The sequence below is a fragment of the Rhodanobacter sp. TND4EL1 genome, assembly GCF_054061035.1.
In genome coordinates, this window is the sequence record NZ_JBSSDT010000004.1 from 207138 (window position 1) to 226218 (window position 19081).

The following is a 19081-nucleotide window of genomic DNA, read 5'->3' on the forward strand; positions in this document are numbered from 1 at the left end:
CGGCGTGCGTTCATTCAACTGGCGCGACGGAAGACGGGGCGCCGATGGGCGCCCCGCTTCCGTCGCGAACCGGATTGAGTGCCTTACTTCGACAGCTGCGCCAATGCCGCGTTCAACGTGGCACTGGGGCGCATGGCCTTGCCCACCTTGTCGATGTCCGGATGGTAATAGCCACCGATGTCGACGCCGTGACCCTGCACGGCAGCCAGTTCGGCAACAATCCTGTCCTCGTTCTCGGTCAGCGCTTTCGCCAACGGCGCGAATTTCGCCTTCAAGGCCGGGCTGACATCCTGCGCGGCCAGCGCCTGTGCCCAGTACATCGCCAGGTAGAAGTGGCTGCCGCGGTTGTCGATGCCGCCGACCTTGCGCGAAGGCGACTTGTCGGTGTCGAGGAACTTGCCATTGGCCTGGTCCAGCGTCTTTGCCAGCACCTCCACCTCGGCACTTTCGTGACGACTGCCCAGATGTTCCAGCGACGCGGCCAGCGCGAGGAACTCGCCGAGCGAATCCCAACGCAGGTAGTCCTCTTCCAGGAACTGCTGCACGTGCTTCGGTGCCGAACCGCCGGCGCCGGTTTCGAACAGGCCGCCGCCGGCCATCAGCGGCACGATCGACAGCATCTTCGCGCTGGTGCCCAGCTCCATGATCGGAAACAGGTCGGTGAGGTAGTCGCGCAGCACGTTGCCGGTGACCGAGATGGTGTCCAGGCCCTGGCGGATGCGCTCCAGCGAGAACTTCGTCGCGGCCACCGGATCCATGATGCGGATGTCCAGCCCGCTGGTGTCGTGGTCCTTCAGGTAGCGCTCGACCTTGGCGATCACCTGCGCGTCGTGCGCGCGCTGCGGGTCCAGCCAGAACACCGCCGGCGTATGCCGCGCGCGGCTGACGGCAAGCTTTACCCAGTCCTGGATCGGCGTATCCTTGGTCTGGCACATGCGCCAGATGTCACCGGCCTCGACGTCGTGCTGCAGCAGCACAGTGCCGGCCTCGTCGATCACCTTGACCACGCCGTCGCCGGCGATCTGGAAGGTCTTGTCATGCGAACCGTATTCCTCGGCCGCCTGCGCCATCAGGCCCACGTTCGGCACACTGCCCATGGTGGCCGGGTCGAACGCACCGTGCGCCTTGCAGTCGTCGATGGTGGCCTGGTACACGCCGGCGTAGCTGCGATCAGGAATCACCGCGACGATGTCCTGCAGTTCACCCTTCGCGTTCCACATCTTGCCGGAGTCGCGGATCATCGCCGGCATCGAGGCGTCGATGATCACGTCGCTGGGCACGTGCAGGTTGGTGATGCCCTTGTCCGAATTGACCATCGCCACCCCCGGACGCTGCGCGTACTCGGCATCGAGATCGGCCTTGATCGCCGCCTGCGTCGCCTCCGGCAGCGAGCCCAGGCGCGCGTACAGGTCGCCGATGCCGTTGTTCGGGTTGAAGCCGACCTGCTTCAGCGCATCGGCATGCTTCGCCAGCACGTCCTTGTAGAACTCGCCCACCACCACGCCGAACATGATCGGGTCGGAGACCTTCATCATGGTGGCCTTCAGATGCAGCGAGAACAGCACGCCCTGCTGTTTCGCCGCCTCGATCTGCGTATCGATGAAGGCGGCCAGCGCCTTGCGGCTCATCACCGCCGCGTCGATGATCTCGCCGGCCAGCAGTGCCGTCTTCGGTTTCAGCACATTGTGGCTGCCGTCCTTGCCGAACCATTCGATGCTGACGTTGCCGGCCTGCTCCACCACGGTGGATTTTTCACTGCCGTAGAAGTCGCCACCGTCCATGTGCGCCACGTGGGTGGTCGAATCCTTGCTCCACGCGCCCATCTTGTGCGGATGCTTGCGCGCGTAGTTCTTCACCGAGACCGGTGCGCGGCGATCGGAATTGCCCTCGCGCAACACCGGATTCACCGCGCTGCCCTTGACCCGGTCATAGCGCGCCTTGATGTCCTTCTCGCTGTCATTGGCCGGCGCGTCAGGGTAGTCCGGCAGCGCATAGCCCTGGCCCTGCAGCTCCTTGATCGCGGCCTTCAGCTGCGGCATCGAGGCGCTGATGTTGGGCAGCTTGATGATGTTTGCTTCCGGCGTGGTGGCCAGCTTGCCCAGTTCGGCGAGATCGTCGGCGATGCGCTGGTCCTGCTTCAGGTGCTCGGGGAACAACGAAATGATGCGACCGGCAAGCGAGATGTCACGCGTTTCCAGCCGGATGCCAGCGGTGCCGGCAAACGCCGCGACGATGGGAAGCAGCGACTGGGTGGCCAGAAAGGGGGCTTCATCGGTGAGCGTGTAAATGATCTTCGGGGTCTGGGACATGGCGAGCGGGGATTCCCTGGCAAGGGCGGCGTAACCGCGAAAGAAGACTGCCCATTGTCGCGCGAATGCCGCCCCCGGACCACCGCGCACTGCGCAAGAAGCCGCCGCCGTGCCAGAATGCGCGCGGCCCAGCCGCATGAAGGGGGGAACCTTCCTTGCAGTCGAGTAGTGTCCCTGGAGGTTTTGGTCCTCGGGCACACGCTACGCGTGGGTCGGTTCCGATTCGGTCAGCACAGCCACCAAAGGGAAGGGAAATGAGTCCACTGAGCCAGTCCATTGTCGACTTCATCGCCGGTTTGCAGCCGTTGTATACCTGCCAGCACGCCGACGGTCGCGTGTGCGCGCTGTCACTTCTTGATGGAACACTGATCCTTCCTGTCGACGAGACTCACTCCTCGGAACAGGAAGGCTGGGTGGCCGTTTATTGGCAGGGCGACAGCCTTCGGCACTCGGAAGTGCCCGGCACACAACTGGCCAGCGTCGCGGTGTGGCGTCATATCGAACTGCACGGCCCGGATGGGGACGTGGCTGGACGCGCGGCCTTGCGCGAGGAACTGGCCAGGCGCTTCACGGCCGCTACCGGCCTGTCGCTGAACAAGTCTCCGCTGGCGGCGTGAGTCAGCGGACGAGCGCGCGTCCCGCAAGCAGCCCGCGGCTGCCTGCAGGACGCAGTGACGTTACTTGACGGAGAAATCCTTGCTGGCGACCTGCTTGCCGTCCAGCGAGATGTCCACCTTGTAGTTGCCCGCAGGAAATCCGCTGGGCTTGCTGATCATGAACACCGTGGTTTGCGGGCCATTCGTGGTCAGCATCTTGCTGTCCTCATGGACGGTCTGCCCGTCCTGATAGGTCCAGTTTGCGGCCAGCGTGCCGTTGCCGGTACCGGTGGTGTCCACCGACGCGTAGATACTGTCCTTGGGCGCGAACGAGTCTCCACTGGCGGCGATCTTGTTGTTCTCGTCGACCTTCGAGCCAAGCTGCACGGAACTGACGGTGACCATGCTGGCGCCGGCTTCCGGCGCGGTGGGCGCCATGGTGGTCGGCGGCGTCGCCGGTGCAGCAGCCTCCGGCGGCGGAGTGGCGGGAATCTGCGAGGCGGAGTCGTCCTTTTTGCCACAACCACCCAGCGCAAGAGCGGCGGCCAGCGATACGGCGAGAATCAGGGGTTGGCGAGTCGTCTTCATCGGTGTCTCCTTTTTCAGGGGCTTGCGGTTTGGTGCGTAGCTCAGGCTTTGGCGGGAATCTTCAGCATCTGCCCGGCCTTGATATGGTCCGGGTCGGTGAGCTGGTCCCGGTTGGCGTCGAAGATGGGCTTCCACGCATTGCCGTCGCCATAGAAGTGTTTGGCAATCTTCGACAGGCTGTCTCCAGCCACGACTTCGTAGATTTGCGTCTCATCAGCCGTCGAGCTGACGTGCGACTGCACGTCGCTGAAATCCGCCTTGGCGGCGGGCGGCATCTGCGCCGCCTGGCTGCGTACTTCACTGCGTACGTCGGAGAAGTCCGGCTTGCCGGTTTCGTTGCCCATGGGAATCGCTCCATCTCGTAAAGAGGGAGCCATTGGTAACGATCGCGCGGTTAACGCTTTGTGAGCGCATCACCGAGTCGTTCAGGCTGGAAACACGCCCGACACAATCACCTGCGGTGCAGCATCAAGCTCAAATGCCGGCACGGCGCACGATCCACGCAACTCCTCGTTACGTCCCGGCGAGCTGGCGTCTGCGGCGCGCCAGTTTGCGTTCGCGTCGGCGGGCGGACCAGGCGCGACGGCGCTCGGCGACGCAGGAGAAGATCACGTAGAGCGCGGGCGTGCTCAGCAGGGTCAGACTCTGCGAGATCAACAGGCCGCCGATCAGCGCGATGCCGAGGGGGCGGCGCAATTCGCTGCCTTCGCCAAGACCAATCGCGATCGGCAGCGCAGCAAGGATCGCGACCATGGTGGTCATCATGATCGGGCGGAAGCGCACGGTGCATGCTTCGCGCGCCGCTTCCAGCGGGCTTTTGCCATGTTCGCGCTCGGCGACCAGGGCGAAGTCGATCATCATGATCGCGTTTTTCTTGACGATGCCTATCAACAACACCAGCGCGATCTGCGCGACCACCGACAACTCGGTGCCGGTCAGCCACAGTGCCAGCAACGCGCCGACACCGGCGGCGGGCAAGGTGGAGAGGATGGTCACCGGGTGAATCAGGTTCTCGTACAGCATGCCAAGCACGATGTAGACAGTCAGCACGGCGGCCAGGATCAGCCAGCCCATGCCGCTCTGCGATTGCTGGAAGCGGCGGAAATTACCGCCCATCACCACCTTGATGTCGCCGGGCATGCGCATGTTCTGCACGGTTCCCTGGATGATGGTCATCGCCTCGCCCATGCTCACGCCGGGCGCAAGATTGAAGCTCAGATCCATCGTGGTGTACTGGTTCTGGTGGGTGATCTGCGATGGCGCCAGTCCCGGCTCCTGCCGGGTGAAGGCGGTGATCGGAATCATCTTGCCGCTGCTGGAAGGCACGTAGATGCGATTGAGCGCCTCCGGCGTGGCGGTCTGGTCGGGCAACGCGTTGACCACCACCTTGTACTGGTTGATGTCCGAGTAGATCGTGCTGACCTGGCGCTGGCCGAACGCGTCGTACAACGCTCCGTCGATCGCGCCGACCGACACGCCCAGCCGGGCGGCCTTGTCGCGATCGATCACCATGTTCTGGCGCAGGCCGGCCTCGTCGACGTCGGTACCCACGTCGCTCAGCTTGGGATTCTTCTTCAGCTCGGTCTGCAGCTTGGGCAGCCACTCCTGCAGACTGGCCAGATCATTGCCTTGCAGCGAGACCTGATATTGCGCACCCTGGCTGGTGCCGCCACCGCCGCCGCTGGGCAGGTCCTGCACCGGGCGCAGGCGCAGGTTGAGGTCGGGATATTTGGCCGCCTTGGCGCTGAGTCGCGCCAGCACGGCGAAGGTGTCGTCCTTGCGGCCTTCGGCGCGGGTCTTCAGATCAATGTTGAACGAACCGCTGGTGCCCTGCCGGCTGCTGCCCAGGCGCGAGCCGACGGTGGCCACGTCCGGGTCGGCCATCAGCATTTTGGTGAGCCGCTCCAGTCGCTGCTTGCTTTCGGCAAAGGACACGGTGGCACTGGAACTGGCGCGACCCCAGATCAGGCCGGTGTCCTGCTGCGGAAACAGCCCGGTCTTGACCACGCCGAACAGGAAGAAGGTGGCGACAATCAACACCAGCGGGGTCAGCGCGAACAACAGGGCATGACGCAGCGAGAAATTCAGCGCACGGGTGTAGACCCTGAGCATGCCGGCGTGGAAGCCGTCCAGCGAACGCGCCAATCGCGACGGCGCCGCCACCGCGCGCGCGTCATGGCCGCTGAGGAATCGTCCGCACAATGCCGGCGTGAGGGTCAGCGACACCAGCGCGGACACCACGATCGCCGCCACCAGAGTCACCGCGAATTCGTGCATGAACATGCCGGTGACGCCGCCGGCAAACAGCAGCGGAATGAACACCGCGATCAGTGACGCGGTAATCGACACGATGGTGAAGCCGATCTCGCGCGCGCCGGCCAGGGTCGGTTGCACCCGCGTCATGCCCGCATCGATATGGCGGATGATGTTCTCGATCACCACGATTGCATCGTCCACCACGAAGCCGATCGCTATCACCAGCGCCAGCAGGGTCAGGTTGTTCAGCGTGTAGCCGAGGATGTACATCACCACGAACGCCCCGGCCAGCGACAGCGGCACGGCCACCGCGGCGATCAGGGTCGGCGCCAGCCGGCGCAGGAACAGCGCCATGGTCAGGATCACCATCGCCAGCGAAATCAGCAAGGTGGCCTGCACTTCATGCAGCGAGGCGCGGATGGTCGGCGTGCCATCGAAGAACGGGGTCAGCTCGGTACCCGGTTGCAGGTACGCACGCAACGCCGGCAGCTGTGCCTTGACCAGGTCCACCGTGGCGATCACGTTGGCATCGGCCTTCTTGTAGACGTACATCAACACCGCCGGCTTGCCGCGGAACCAGGCCGCCTGGTAGGCGTCCTGCTGGCCCGCGTAGACGTTGGCCACGTCGGACAGGCGCACCGGCGTGCCGTTGCGGTTGGCAATCACCAACTGCGCAAACTCGTCCGCGTTGTGCATCTGCGTGGTGGCACTGATCGCCATGGTGGTCTTGCCGTTGGACAAGAAGCCTTCCGGCGAAGTGACGTTGGCGGCACTCAGCGCGTTGCGCAGCTGGTCCGGCGACAGTCCCATCGAGTTCAGCGCGCGCAGGTTGACGTCGACGCGGATCGCCGGCGTCGCGGCGCCGGCGATTTCCACCGACGACACGCCGGGCAGTTGACGCAGCCGCTGCGCCAGCAGCGAATCGGCCGAATTGTAGAGGTCGGCGGCGGACTGGGTATCGGACGTCATCGCGAGCGCGATGATCGGGTCGTCGTTCGGATTGGCCTTCTGGTAGCTCGGCGCGCCGTTGAGTCCGCTTGGCAGATCGGGCGCGGCCGAGTTGATCGCCGCCTGCACATCGCGCGCTGCCGAATCCAGGTCGGTGCCGTTCTGGAACATCATGAAGACGAAGGTGCTGCCTTCGGAGCTGGACGAACGCATCATTTCGATGCCCGGCACCTGACCCAGGTGGCGTTCCAGTGGCGCCGCCACGGTGGACGCCATGGTGCTGGCGTCGGCGCCGGCCTGGCTGGCCTGCACGAAGATCGCGGGGAACTGCATGTTCGGCAGCGCCGCCACGCCAAGCAGGAAGTAGCAGATCATGCCGGCGACGAACAAGCCAATCGCCAGCAACGAAGTGCCGATCGGGCGACGGATGAAGGTGCCGGAAATATTCATGGATTGAACGTGATCGGGTAGCGGGGAGGCGTGTGGCGGGCGAGCAACGGGGACATCATCCCACCCTCAACGCCCGAGCCGGAAAATGGTTGATCGGCCCGTTACCGCGCACTGCCCCACGCAACGATCCTCCCCCTGCGTGACAGGGAGAGGATGGTGGGGATGCTTCGGGCTTGGCGGCGACGGGCAACCCGCCCCTGCACCGGTGCTTCGGTGAGGGGCGCGAGGAGGTATCGAAGATCACGCCGTGTGACTGGCCCGCTGCCGGACCAGCGCGCGCTGCTCGCGACGCTCAGCCAGCCAGTCGGAGAAACGCTCCATGTACAGGTAGATCACCGGCGTGGTGTACAGCGTCACCAGCTGCGACAGCAGCAGGCCACCGACGATGGCCACGCCCAGGGGACGCCGCAGCTCCGACCCGATGCCGTTGCCCAAGGCCAGCGGCAGCGCGCCGAGCATGGCCGCCGCCGTGGTCATCATGATCGGGCGGAAGCGCAACAGACAGGCGCGGTGGATCGCATCGCGGGCGTTCAGCCCGGTACGACGCGCCTCGATCGCGAAGTCGATCATCATGATCGCGTTTTTCTTGACGATGCCGATCAGCAGCACGATGCCGACGATGCCGTCCACCGACAGGCTCATGCCGCAGAGAATCAGCGCCAGCAGCGCGCCCACACCGGCCGGCGGCAGGGTGGAAATGATCGTCAGCGGGTGGATGTAGCTCTCGTACAGCACGCCCAGCACGATGTAGATCACCACGATCGCAGCCAGCAGCAGCAGCACCTCGTCACCCAGCGAGGAGGTGAACTCGGCCGCCTTGCCGACGAACTCGCCGCGCACCTGGGGCGGCAGGTTCAACTTTGCCTCGACCTGGTGGATCGCCGAAACCGCGTCGGACAGGGAATAACCCGCCGCCACGTTGAACGCCAGGGTCACCGCGGGCAACTGCTGCTGATGGCTCACCACCAGCGGGGCGCTGGTCACTTCAGCCGAGGCCAGCGAAGCCAGCGGAATGCTGCCACCGGCGCCGATCTGGAAGCCGACGTTGCCGGCGTTGCCGATGCCCGAGGGCGTAGCCGAGTTGCTCGATTTCACCTGGCCGAAACTGGTCGCGTTGCTGCCGGTGAGCGCGCCGCTGCCGTTGCCGCGCACGGTCAGCTTGTTCAGCAGATCGACGCTGTTGCGGAATTCCGGCGCCACTTCCAGCACCACGCGATACTGGTTCAACTGCGTGAAGATGGTGGAGATCTGGCGCTGGCCGAACGCGTCATACAAGGTGTCATCGATGCTCTGCACCGGCACGCCGAGACGGCTGGCCTTCTCGCGGTCGATGGTCAGCTTCAGCGCGTTGCCGTTGTTGGCCAGGTTGTTGTCGACGTCGGACAGCTCGGGGCGCTGGCGCATCGCCTCGGTCATCTGGGCGGCATAACCGGCCAGCTCGGCTGAATTCACGTCGGACAGCGAGTACTGGTATTCCGTGGCCGAGACACGACTGTCCAGAGTCACGTCCTGCACCGGTTTCAGGTACAGGGCCACGCCCGGAATGTTGGCCACGGCCTGCTGCAGGCGCGGCAACAATTTGTCGAGGCCTTCGCGATCGCCGCGATCCTTGAGCACGATGCTCAACTGGCCCTGATTGAGGGTCGGGTTGATCGTGCCGGCGCCGATGAAGGCCGCCACGCCAGCCACGGCCGGATCCTTGCGCAGTGCCTCGGCCACGGCCTTGGTGCGTTCCTCCATCTGCGGGAAGGCGATGTTGTCGTCCGCCTGCACGACGCCGGTGATCATGCCGGTGTCCTGTTCGGGCAGCAGGCCCTTCGGGATCACGATGTACAGGAACACGGTAAGCACCACCGCCGCGCCGGCGACCAGGATGGTCAGCCGCTGGTGATCGAGCACCCAGTCCAGCGAGCGCTCGTACACGGCCACGGTGCGCGACCACACCGTGCGCTTGCCCGCCGCGGTCTGGCGCTCGTGCGCGTCGTCGCCTTCGGGCAGCTGGTCGGGCTTGAGCAGGTAGGCGCACATCATCGGCGTCAGTGTCAGCGACACCAGCATCGAGATGGTCACCGCGATGGTCAGCACCCAGGCGAATTCGTGGAACAGCCGTCCGGTGACGCCGGGCATCAACAGCAGCGGCAGGAATACCGCCACCAGCGACACGGTCAGCGACAGCACGGTGAAGCCGATCTCCTTCGCGCCCACTTCGGCTGCCTCGGGTCCGTCCATGCCCTTTTCGATGTAGCGCACGATGTTTTCGATCATCACGATCGCATCGTCGACCACGAAGCCGGTGGCCACGGTCAGCGCCATCAGCGACAGGTTGTCCAGCGACATGCCGGTGAACGCCATCACCCCGAACGTGCCCAGCAGCGACAGCGGCACTGCCGTGGCGGGAATGATGGTGGCCCACAACCGGCGCAGGAACACGAAGATCACGCCGATCACCAGGAACACGGTGAGGATCAGGGTGAACTCGACGTCATGCACCGAGGCGCGGATGGTGACCGTGCGGTCGGCGAACACATCCAAATGCACGTCGCTCGGCAGCGCGCTGCGCAATTCCGGCAACACGTTGCGGATCTGCTCCACCGTCTGCACGATGTTCGCGCCGGGTTGGCGGCGCACGTCCAGCAACACGGCCGGCTTGCCGTTGGCCCACGCGGCAAGCTGATCGTTCTCGACGCCGTCGACCACCTGCGCCACGTCCGACAGCCGCACCGGCGAGTTGTTCTTGTAGCTGATGATGGTGTTCTTGTACTCGGCCGCGTCACTCAGCTGGTCGTTGGTGCCGATCGAGTAGCTCTGGGTCTTGCCGTTCAACGTGCCCTTGGGCGCATTCACGTTCGCCTGGGTCAACGCGCTGCGTACGTCCTCCATGGTCAGGCCGAGGTTGGCCAGCTGCGCGGGGTTCACCTGCACGCGCACGGCGGGACGCACGTTGCCGGCGATCGAGACCAGACCCACGCCCTGCACCTGCGACAGCTTCTGCGCAATGATCGAGTCGGCCAGATCGTTGACGTCGCGCAGCTGGCGGCTGTCGGACGTGAGCTTCAGGGTGAGGATCGGCGCGTCGGCCGGATTGACCCGGTTGTACACCGGCGGATACGGCAGGTTGCCGGGCAAGGTGCCCTTGGCCTGGTTGATCGCGGCCTGCACGTCCTGTGCGGCGATGTCCACGTCACGATCCATCGAAAACTGCAGGATGATCGTGGACAGCCCGGCAGAGGAGTCCGAGCTCATCATGGTCAGGCCGGAGATCTGCCCGAGATTGCGCTCCAGCGGCGTGGTGATCAGCGACGCCATGGTGTTCGCGCTGGCACCCGGATACTGCGTGCTCACCACCAGGCTGGGTGCCTCGATTTCAGGCAACGCCGATACCGGCAACTGGCGGTAGCCCAGAATGCCGAGCAGCAGTACCGCCACCATCAGCAGCGAGGTGGCGATCGGTCGGCGAATGAAAAGGGTCGAGAATCCCATGGCTATCCGTAACGTCTAGGTGCGGTGTCAGCCGCGATCGTGGCCGGCGCGCGGTCACGACCGCGCAATCCGGTTGGCGCGTAACGGCCTGGGTCAGCCGCGACGGCGACCACCGCCCTTGCTGCCCTGTTTGGCCTTGTCCAGTTCGGTCGCGGTGGGCACGGCAGGCACTTCACCGGGCTTCAACGCATTGACCTTGCTGCCCGGCTTCAGGCGGAACTGGCCTTCGGTGACCACGCTGTCGCCGGCCTTGAGGCCGCTGCCGATCATCACGTGGCTGTCGCCCACTTCACCGGCGACCACCACCGACTGCATTTTCACCGTGCTGTCGGCCTGCACCTGGTAGACGTAGTCACCGTCGGGACCGCGCTGCACCGCCTGCGCCGGAATCACCAAACCACCATCCACGGTGTTCACCAGCAGCTGCACGTTGACGAACTGACCGGGCCACAATTCGTTGTTCACGTTCGGGAACTCGGACTTCAGGCGGAACGTGCCGGTGGTGGTGTCGATCTGGTTGTCGATCACCTTGAGCACGCCGCCGCTGGCGATCGGATGCGCGTCGGTGCGATCCAGCGCCGTCACCTGCAGCGCGGCGCCATCCTGCGAGGCCGCCTTGCGCACCATGTCCAGGTTCTGCTCGGGCAGGGTGAACATCACGTTGATCGGATGCAGCTGGGTCAGCGTGACGATCGTGCTGGAGGCGGTCACCACGTTGCCCGGGTCCACGCCACGGATGCCGGCCAGGCCGTCGATCGGCGATATGACCTTGGTGTAGTTCAACTGCACCTGGGCGTCACGCACGCTGGCGGCATCGGCGGACACGGCGGCCTGGTACTGGGCGGACGTGTTGCGCAAGGTGTCCAGGTCCTGCTTGGAGATGTAGCCCTTGCTGGCCAGGTCCTGACTGCGCGAAAGGTTGCTCTTGGCGGTGTCCAGCATCGCCTGGTCCTGGCGTTGGCGCGCCACGGCCTGGTCATAGGTCGCCTGATAGGTGCGCGGATCGATCTGCGCCAGCACCTGACCCTTCTTCACCGGCTGACCTTCGGTGAACTCCAGGCTGAGCAGCTGGCCACCCACCTGCGGATTCACGCTCACCGTGTTCAGCGCCTGCACCGTGCCCAGTGCGGTCAGGTAGACCGGCACGTTCTGCTTGACGACCGGTACCACGGTGACTGGAACGGGCGGCGTCTCGTCCTTGCCATTCTTTCCGCCACCGGCCTTGCCGGCCGTCTGGGCCGTGGATGCAGAGCCGGCAGGAGCCGGCTTGTGCAGCAGACGGAAAGCCAGGGCCGCCACCACGACCACCGCAATCACGATCAACGCGATCTTCCAAAAACGCGACATGTAAAACTCCTGGACTGAACGGTGCGGCCATGTGGCAGGCAACGGTGTGACATGCATCTGCCGCCTGAGGTGCTGACGGGCAGCGCCAACGAGCGACTCTCGGGGTGAAAGCATAGGGGCAGTTCAACGAAAATGAACAATGCCGGTTGACATGGGTAGGCCATGACCGATGGCAGGGTAGCGGCTTTTCGAGGGCCGCAACGACTTCGCTTTCGCTCGACTCCTGTCGAGCCGTTGTCACAAGGGGCCTGAAACTTGCGGCGCGCTTCGTTTATAATCTTCGACTGGTTGCCTGTCCGATCCCCGAACCCGGGCCGGGGGCAAGCTTGATCCTCGTCGTTCGCTCATCGGGTACCCCTGCGGGAGTGCTCCTGATCCGATGCGGCGGCAACAGGCAATTGAGGCAGGTCGGGGCAGCCATCGTGGCGTTCCCGCGTGCCCACTGACAGGAGTACGTGCGTGAGCGGTTCCATGAGCAAGGCGGACCAGAGCGTCCTGCGCCAGTTTTCGATCATGATCGGCGGCTTGGCCGTGCTGGCGGTGGTGTTGATTTTCGGCGCGCTGGCCATCCACGAGCACGAGCCACAGGAAACCAATCCGAATCAGCCGGCCCAGGTGGCCGCGCGGATTGCCCCGGCTGGCGCCGTGTACGCCGGCAACACCGGACGCGCCGCCATGCAGGCCGCCGCCGACGCGGCTACCAAGGCCGCCGCCTCGCAGGTCGCCTACGGCGGCACCACGGACGGCAAGGCGATCTTCGATCACCTGTGCACCAGCTGCCACACCTCCGGTGTCGCCGGCGCGCCCAAGGTGGGCGACAAGGCCGCATGGGGTCCGCGCCTGGCCGAGGGCATCGACGTGCTGGTCAAGCACGCGATCGAGGGTTACCACGGCCCGGACGGCAACTTCATGCCGCCGAAGGGTGGCAACCCGGCGCTCACCGACGAGCAGGTGACCAATGCCGTCCACTGGATTGCCGGTCAGGCTAAGTAACTGGCCTGAGTCAACCCAGCCTGGCAAGACGCCGCCTTCGGGCGGCGTTTTTGTTGTCGACCTCCCTGCGAGGGAGCGTGCATGCACGATCTCAGGTTTCGCGGGTCTGGATCCATTCGCGGGCGAAATCGGTCAGCTGCGGAAAGAACGCCTCGAAACAGACTTGCAGCTCCGCCTCATGCTCCTGCAACACCGGCAACGCCGAGTCCAGCGGGTTGGCCCGGCTCAGGCGCTCGCCGATGCCCGCCAGCGCGTGGCCGAGCACGGCCGGCTCGGCATAGCCCGCCGGCAGGTCATGGCGGTCCATGTAATCACGGAAGCGGCGCAGCGGGGGCGTCAGCAGCGCATCACGCCGCCACAGCAGCGCGCGCAACGCCTCGGCGTAGCGTTGCAGCGGCTGGCCGCTCCAGTACGTGAAGTCGCGTGCCAGGCAATGATCGAACCACATGTCCAGCAGGATCCCCGCATACCGTCGATATGGCGGGGGCAGCAGCGCCTTGGCCGCCAGCACCTCGGGGTGGGCATCGGTGTAGACGTCGATGGCACGATGCAGCCGGATTCCCGCAATCACACGCGGCGGAAACGACACCGGATCCGGCTGTCCGTGCACGAAATCACCGAGCATCCCGCCCAGTTGGAGGGCTTCGTCGTCACCGGCCAGTAGCACGTGCGCCAGATGGTTCATCGGCCACTCCGGCGGCATCGAATCCGATCGGCGGGTATCATCGTGCGCATGAATCCCACTGAACTCCCTGCCGAGCCGGCAACCTTTCCCGATATCGCGGCCAGTTTCATGCTCGACGGCCCGATCGGCAAGCTGGAAGCGATCAGTGACGTCGCCGAGCCCGCTGGCGCGCGGAGCGGCGTGGCGGTGATCTGCCATCCGCTGACGTCCGAGGGTGGCACCATGCACAACAAGGTGGTGACCATGGCCGAGCGCGCGCTGCGTGAATCCGGACTGGACACGCTCCGCTTCAATTTTCGCGGCGCCGGCAATTCCACCGGAACCTTCGACAAGGGCAACGGCGAAAGCGACGATCTTGCGGCCGTGGTGGCCTGGGTGCGCAAGGTGCGACCGGACGACGCGCTGTGGCTGACCGGCTTTTCGTTCGGCAGCTATGTGACCATCCGCAACGCGGTGCGGCTGCACGCTGATGCCCTGGTAAGCATCGCGCCGCCGGTGGGTCGTCGCGAATTCGGGCCGGTCACGCTGCCGAGCTGCCCGTGGCTGGTGGTGCAGGGCGAAGCCGACGAGGTGGTCGACCCCCAAGCGGTGTTCGACTGGATTGCCTCGCTGGAACACCGGCCCGCACTGGTGCGCATGCCCGATACCAGCCATTTTTTCCATCGACGGCTGATGGATCTGCGCGGTGCGATCAAACACGCCGTGCTGGACTGGTTGCCGCCACCGCGACGCGACTGACGCGCGCTTTTCCACCCCCTCCAAGACTTGTCTGTTCCATGAGTGAAAATCCCTCGCTCGCGCCCAGCGCGCGCTACCACGAAGGCGTCGCTGCGCATCGCTGGGAATCCGATCCGACCCAACAGGCATTGCTGTCCGAGTTCGACCGCATGCACGCCGCGCTGTGCGCCACGCCATCCCGCGAAGGCGGCTTGTTCGGCCGGCTGAAATCGCTGCTTGGCAACGACGAGCCGACGGCCGCGGTACCGGGCCTGTACCTGTGGGGCACGGTGGGCCGAGGCAAGACGTTCCTGATGGATCTGTTCGCCTCCAGCCTGCCCGGCGGCCTGGTGCTGCGTCGGCATTTTCACCGCTTCATGGGCGAGGTACACGACAGCCTGCGGGAATTGGGTGAACGGCAAAGCCCGTTGAATGACGTGGCCACCGGCATCGCCGCGCGCTGTCGCGTGTTGTGCCTGGATGAGTTTCTGGTCAACGACATCGGCGACGCGATGATCCTGGCCAACTTGCTCGATGCCTTGTTTTCCCGTGGCGTCACCCTGGTCACCACCTCCAACACCGCACCAGCCAATCTTTACAAGGGCGGCCTGCAACGGGCGCGCTTCCTGCCCGCGATCGCGCTGATCGAGCAACAATGCCACGTGGTGGAAATGGCCTCCTCACACGACTGGCGACTGCGCGCGCTGACCCAGGCGTCGGTCTACCTGACTCCGCCGGGCGCCGAATCGCATCGCACGCTGGAGAAGATCTTCGCCAGCCAGGCCGGCAGCGCGGCCGACATCGATGGCCAATGCCATATCAACGGTCGCGACATCCCGTTTCACAAACGTGCCGACGGCGTCCTCTGGTTCGAGTTTGCGGCGTTGTGCGAAGGTCCGCGCGCGGTGGCCGACTACATCGCCCTGGCCAAGGCCGGGCCGGCCATCATCATCTCCAACGTGCCCCAGTTCTCCATCTACAGCGAGGACGCCGCCAAGCGTTTCGTGCAACTGGTCGACGAGTTTTACGACCGGCACGTGAAACTGGTGCTGTCCGCCGCCGCACCGATCACCGAGCTGTATGACGGCGAACGCCTGCGCGCAGAGTTCGGCCGTACCGAGTCGCGACTGATCGAGATGCAGAGCGAGGAATACCTGGCCTTGCCGCACCTGCCGGGGTGAGCCCTGATACCAGCTGCCATCACCGAGAGTGACCCGCCTCAGGCGCGCTGCAATGCCCGCCAGCGGGCTTCAAGCACCAGTATCGTGAAGACGTAGATCAGCACGATGACCGCGGGAATCACCACGAAACGCTGTGCTGGAAACAGGTACCACGCCACCAGCACGACGGCGGTTCGACAGGCGGCATGAGCAATACCGATCCAGTGCTGAATGATCCACGAGACCGGCACCCACATCAGCCCCGCCAAGATGCCCACGCTCAACGGCAACGAGCTGTAGTCGTGCATGAAGAAGGGAATCGCAATCGCATAGACCAGCAGCGACATGAGTACGGTCAGCATGAACAGCGAGTCGAACGTATTTTTGGGACGCGATTTGTCGAGGAAATTTTCCCCGGTGAAATGGGATAGCGCGATGCCCAGATAGGCGATGCAGCCGGTGGCAATGAACAGCGTCCATACGGCGTAAGTCGGTGTCAGGCACGCGCCGGCGATGCCAACCACGGCCCACGCAATGGAACCTGCCAACGGCATCGCCAGGAATCGGCGCCGCGAGAACTCGTCGCGCTGCTCATCAAGTGAACGGCGCGGAGTTTGGTCAGACTGGCTCATGAGGACTCCTCAAGTCCGAGTGATGTCGTCGCCTTCACTCGAATCGGGCAACGGCATTCGCTGGCAGTGTTTGCAGGAAGCGCCGGTGGTGAACCAAGACGCCGGTGAAGTAGGCGATGTAGTAGCCCACCAGCAAACCGATCACCAGCATCGTCAGCGGGGTCATCGCCTGCCCCATCGGCGGCATCGCCGCGACGCCGCCGGATGCCGCCTGTTCGAGATGCGACAGCTGCCACATCTCGAACAGGCGCCAGCCCAGCCGGCCAAGCAGCAACGCGGTCAGCAAGGCGCCGATCCACGGGTTCGGCACGTAGCAATCGCCCTTGACCGGGTCGACCTCGAAACGGGTCAGGCGCAGCCCGAGCAGACCCACCGCACCACCGATCAGGACCCCGCCAAGCAGACCTTCGGCCAGCGCGGCCCGTTGTAAGCCGACCAGCCCAAGCAGGCCTCCGATGATCGCGAAGATCACGATGCGGGCGATCATCCGCTTGCGCCGGATCGGCTGGTGGCCAAACTGGCGACTCACGCGCTTCCAGACCATCCAGGCCAATAGCGGCAGCATGATCAGGTAACTGGTCAGATGGGCAGGCATGCGATTTCCCAGCGGCGGAGTGACCCCCAGCTTAGCGGCGAAAATGCGTGCTGACGACTGACGTTTGTCATCCGTCTGCCGGGCTGAAACACCGCTTACGGCCGCGCGGACTCAAAAAACATCAGATAGACCAGCCGCCCGTTTTCCATGCTGTCGCCGAATGCCGGGCCGGCCGTGTGCCACAGCCACGGCCGCAACAGGACGAGTCGATTGAAGCGCATGGGAGCCTGCATCAGGAGCTCCCACGCCGAATCATCGTTGCTGTCCTTCTCGATGATCTCGCGATGCATTTCCTGATAGGACGCATAGCCCCCCGCCGCGAGTTCGGCCTGGTTGATCGGCGCGCGATCGGTACCTGTGCGACGGTGCCGAAAGAACTCGGTGCCGCCGCGGCAATCTTCGGGTCGACTGAGATAGAGGATGGCGGACCAGTGTGCGCCTCGATCGATGTGCACCTTGGCACGCCCCTGATCCTTCGCCAGCGAGATCCGGCATTTCGCATGCGATTGCGGCGGCGAGATGACCTTCAACGGTTCGCGCACGAGGTCGGACACTTTCTGGGCCAGTCCGCCGATCTCGATGCGCTCCAGCGAGTTGCGCCCGGCGAAGGCGCCGTCTTGCGACGGATAGGTCAGCCGCAGCGCGGCCTCGCGCAGCTGTTCCGCGTTGTCCAGGAAATCGTCGACGATGATCAGCGAGGTTGGCATGGCTATCCAGGTCGGCGAAGGGCGATCTTGCGACCGACCTATCCGGCCTTGCCCTGGCTTGCCACCGCAGCCATCTTCGCGGCGATCGCCTCGGCGTCGCCGAGGTAGTAGTGCCGCAGCGGCTTCAGTTCGTCGTCAAACTCGTACACCAGCGGCACGCCGTTGGGGATGTTGAGTTCCACGATCGCCTCGTCGGAGATGCCGTCGAGGTACTTCACCAGCGCACGCAGCGAGTTGCCATGCGCCACCACCACCACGCGCTGGCCGGCGCGGATCGCCGGAGCCAGCACGTCGTTCCAGTACGCCATCACGCGGACGACGGTGTCTTTCAGGCATTCGGTATCGGGGATGTCTTTCGGATCGAGCTTCGCGTAACGCGGGTCGCTCAGCGATTCATTCGCATCACGGTCCAGCGGCGGCGGTGGTATGTCGTAGCTGCGCCGCCACACCTTCACCTGGTCCTCGCCGTATTTCAGCGCGGTTTCGGCCTTGTTGAGGCCGGTCAGGCCGCCGTAGTGGCGCTCGTTGAGGCGCCAGTCGGTGACCACCGGCAGCCACATCAGCTCCATCGTGTCCTGCATGCCCCACAACGTGCGCACCGCGCGCTTGAGCACCGAAGTATGGGCCACGTCGAAGCTGAAGCCGTCGGCCTGCAGCAGGCGGCCAGCCTCGCATGCCTCGGCAACGCCCTGCTCGGTAAGGTCGACGTCGGCCCAGCCGCTGAAGCGGTTGTCGAGGTTCCACTGTGATTGGCCGTGGCGAATCAGAACGAGCTTGTGCATGGAGATGCCCAGAAGGTTGGATAAACCGGGAATGGTGCAGCCCTGCCCCGGCAGCGTCAAATGCGGCCCCTGCCACAGGTCATGCTAAACCGCCTGTGCTCGTGCGGCATCTCACATCCTGCAAACCAACTTTCCAGGAGAAAAGTGATGCGCCGATTCCCAACGATTCTGATATCCGCCGCGTTCGCACTGGCCCTGCCCCTGCTGGCTGCCGCCCAGGGCGGCGACATCGACAAGGTCAACGGCGCGGTGCGGGTGGCCGCCGGTGAACAGGCCGGCGACGTCAGCACCGTCAATGGCGCGGTCTACATCGCCGACGGCGCGGTGGTGAAAAAGGCCAGCACCGTCAACGGCGCGGTCGAGCTGGGCGCCAAGGCCCAGGCCAGCGAACTGGATACGGTCAACGGCTCGATCAGCCTCGGCGCCGACGGCCGGGTCAGCGGCAAGGTGGGAGCGGTCAACGGCAGCATTCGCCTGGATCAGGGCGCCGACGTGGGTGGTCGGCTGGAGAACGTGAACGGTGCCATCGTGCTGAACGACGCCCATGTCGGCGCCGGCATCGGCACCGTCGCCGGCGACATCACGGTCGGCGCGAACTCGCGCGTCGAGGGCGGCATCCTGGTCGACAAGGCGCACGGCTGGTTCAGCGGCAACCGCCGCGCACCGGTGGTGGTGATCGGCCCGCATGCGGTGGTGCAAGGCACGCTGGAGTTCCGTCGCGAGGTGGTGCTGAAGGTCAGCGACAGCGCGCAGATCGGTCCGGTGAAAGGTGCCACGGCGGTGAAGTTCAGCGGCGCCACGCCCTGAGGTGAGGAGGGAGGGAAGAGGAGTGACGA

The 19081-nt window shown here is 64.9% G+C and carries 16 protein-coding genes; 5 read left to right on the top strand and 11 right to left on the bottom strand.

Annotated features, from left to right (window positions below; translation table 11 throughout):
• Positions 1-83: 83 nt before the first annotated feature.
• Complete coding sequence (locus ACVWWQ_RS14725; RefSeq protein WP_133951791.1) at positions 84-2309, bottom strand: NADP-dependent isocitrate dehydrogenase; 2226 nt, start codon at positions 2307-2309, stop codon at positions 84-86.
• Between the two features lie 254 nt (positions 2310-2563).
• On the opposite strand from ACVWWQ_RS14725, the gene ACVWWQ_RS14730 reads away from it, so the two are divergent.
• Complete coding sequence (locus tag ACVWWQ_RS14730) at positions 2564-2926, top strand: hypothetical protein (RefSeq protein WP_457383449.1); 363 nt, start codon at positions 2564-2566, stop codon at positions 2924-2926.
• A gap of 60 nt (positions 2927-2986) precedes the next feature.
• Here ACVWWQ_RS14730 and ACVWWQ_RS14735 read toward each other — a convergent pair whose 3' ends face one another.
• The 5 genes from ACVWWQ_RS14735 to ACVWWQ_RS14755 form a co-directional block, all read right to left on the bottom strand.
• On the bottom strand, positions 2987-3493 hold the full coding sequence (locus ACVWWQ_RS14735) for a hypothetical protein (protein ID WP_099654457.1): 507 nt from the start codon (positions 3491-3493) through the stop codon (positions 2987-2989).
• Positions 3494-3534: 41 nt separating this feature from the next.
• Positions 3535-3837: a LysM peptidoglycan-binding domain-containing protein gene (locus ACVWWQ_RS14740; protein ID WP_099654458.1), complete on the bottom strand. Its 303-nt coding sequence runs from the start codon at positions 3835-3837 to the stop codon at positions 3535-3537.
• Between the two features lie 169 nt (positions 3838-4006).
• Positions 4007-7147, bottom strand: a complete 3141-nt coding sequence (locus tag ACVWWQ_RS14745; RefSeq protein ID WP_133951793.1) for an efflux RND transporter permease subunit — start codon at positions 7145-7147, stop codon at positions 4007-4009.
• A gap of 240 nt (positions 7148-7387) precedes the next feature.
• Complete coding sequence (locus ACVWWQ_RS14750; protein ID WP_133951795.1) at positions 7388-10627, bottom strand: efflux RND transporter permease subunit; 3240 nt, start codon at positions 10625-10627, stop codon at positions 7388-7390.
• 93 nt (positions 10628-10720) lie between these two features.
• Positions 10721-11974 carry an efflux RND transporter periplasmic adaptor subunit gene (locus tag ACVWWQ_RS14755; RefSeq protein WP_099654461.1) on the bottom strand — a complete coding sequence of 418 codons (1254 nt, stop codon included), beginning with the start codon at positions 11972-11974 and terminating at the stop codon, positions 10721-10723.
• Between the two features lie 471 nt (positions 11975-12445).
• On the opposite strand from ACVWWQ_RS14755, the gene ACVWWQ_RS14760 reads away from it, so the two are divergent.
• Positions 12446-12967: a c-type cytochrome gene (locus ACVWWQ_RS14760; RefSeq protein ID WP_099654462.1), complete on the top strand. Its 522-nt coding sequence runs from the start codon at positions 12446-12448 to the stop codon at positions 12965-12967.
• Positions 12968-13058: 91 nt separating this feature from the next.
• Here ACVWWQ_RS14760 and ACVWWQ_RS14765 read toward each other — a convergent pair whose 3' ends face one another.
• Entirely contained in the window at positions 13059-13652 is a 594-nt protein-coding gene (locus ACVWWQ_RS14765) for an ACP phosphodiesterase (RefSeq protein ID WP_133951798.1), read from the bottom strand.
• 48 nt (positions 13653-13700) lie between these two features.
• On the opposite strand from ACVWWQ_RS14765, the gene ACVWWQ_RS14770 reads away from it, so the two are divergent.
• Positions 13701-14390, top strand: coding sequence for an alpha/beta family hydrolase (locus ACVWWQ_RS14770; protein ID WP_133951800.1), 690 nt, complete (start codon positions 13701-13703; stop codon positions 14388-14390).
• A 38-nt stretch (positions 14391-14428) separates the two neighbouring features.
• Entirely contained in the window at positions 14429-15550 is a 1122-nt protein-coding gene (gene zapE, locus ACVWWQ_RS14775) for a cell division protein ZapE (protein WP_133951802.1), read from the top strand.
• A 38-nt stretch (positions 15551-15588) separates the two neighbouring features.
• Here the strand turns inward: zapE and ACVWWQ_RS14780 are convergent, their stop codons facing one another.
• The 4 genes from ACVWWQ_RS14780 to gpmA all read right to left on the bottom strand — a co-directional run bounded on the left by ACVWWQ_RS14780 (position 15589) and on the right by gpmA (position 18245).
• Entirely contained in the window at positions 15589-16161 is a 573-nt protein-coding gene (locus tag ACVWWQ_RS14780; protein ID WP_133951804.1) for a DUF7010 family protein, read from the bottom strand.
• Positions 16162-16195: 34 nt separating this feature from the next.
• A complete protein-coding gene (locus ACVWWQ_RS14785) occupies positions 16196-16756 on the bottom strand; it encodes a DUF1453 domain-containing protein (RefSeq protein ID WP_133951806.1) in 561 nt (186 codons plus the stop codon).
• A gap of 95 nt (positions 16757-16851) precedes the next feature.
• On the bottom strand, positions 16852-17463 hold the full coding sequence (locus ACVWWQ_RS14790; protein WP_133951808.1) for a DUF6445 family protein: 612 nt from the start codon (positions 17461-17463) through the stop codon (positions 16852-16854).
• Between the two features lie 38 nt (positions 17464-17501).
• Positions 17502-18245 (bottom strand): 2,3-diphosphoglycerate-dependent phosphoglycerate mutase, encoded by a 744-nt coding sequence (gene gpmA / locus ACVWWQ_RS14795; protein ID WP_133951810.1) that lies wholly within the window; start codon positions 18243-18245, stop codon positions 17502-17504.
• 147 nt (positions 18246-18392) lie between these two features.
• Between gpmA and ACVWWQ_RS14800 the strand changes: the two genes are divergently transcribed.
• A complete protein-coding gene (locus tag ACVWWQ_RS14800; RefSeq protein WP_133951812.1) occupies positions 18393-19052 on the top strand; it encodes a hypothetical protein in 660 nt (219 codons plus the stop codon).
• Positions 19053-19081 lie beyond the last annotated feature (29 nt).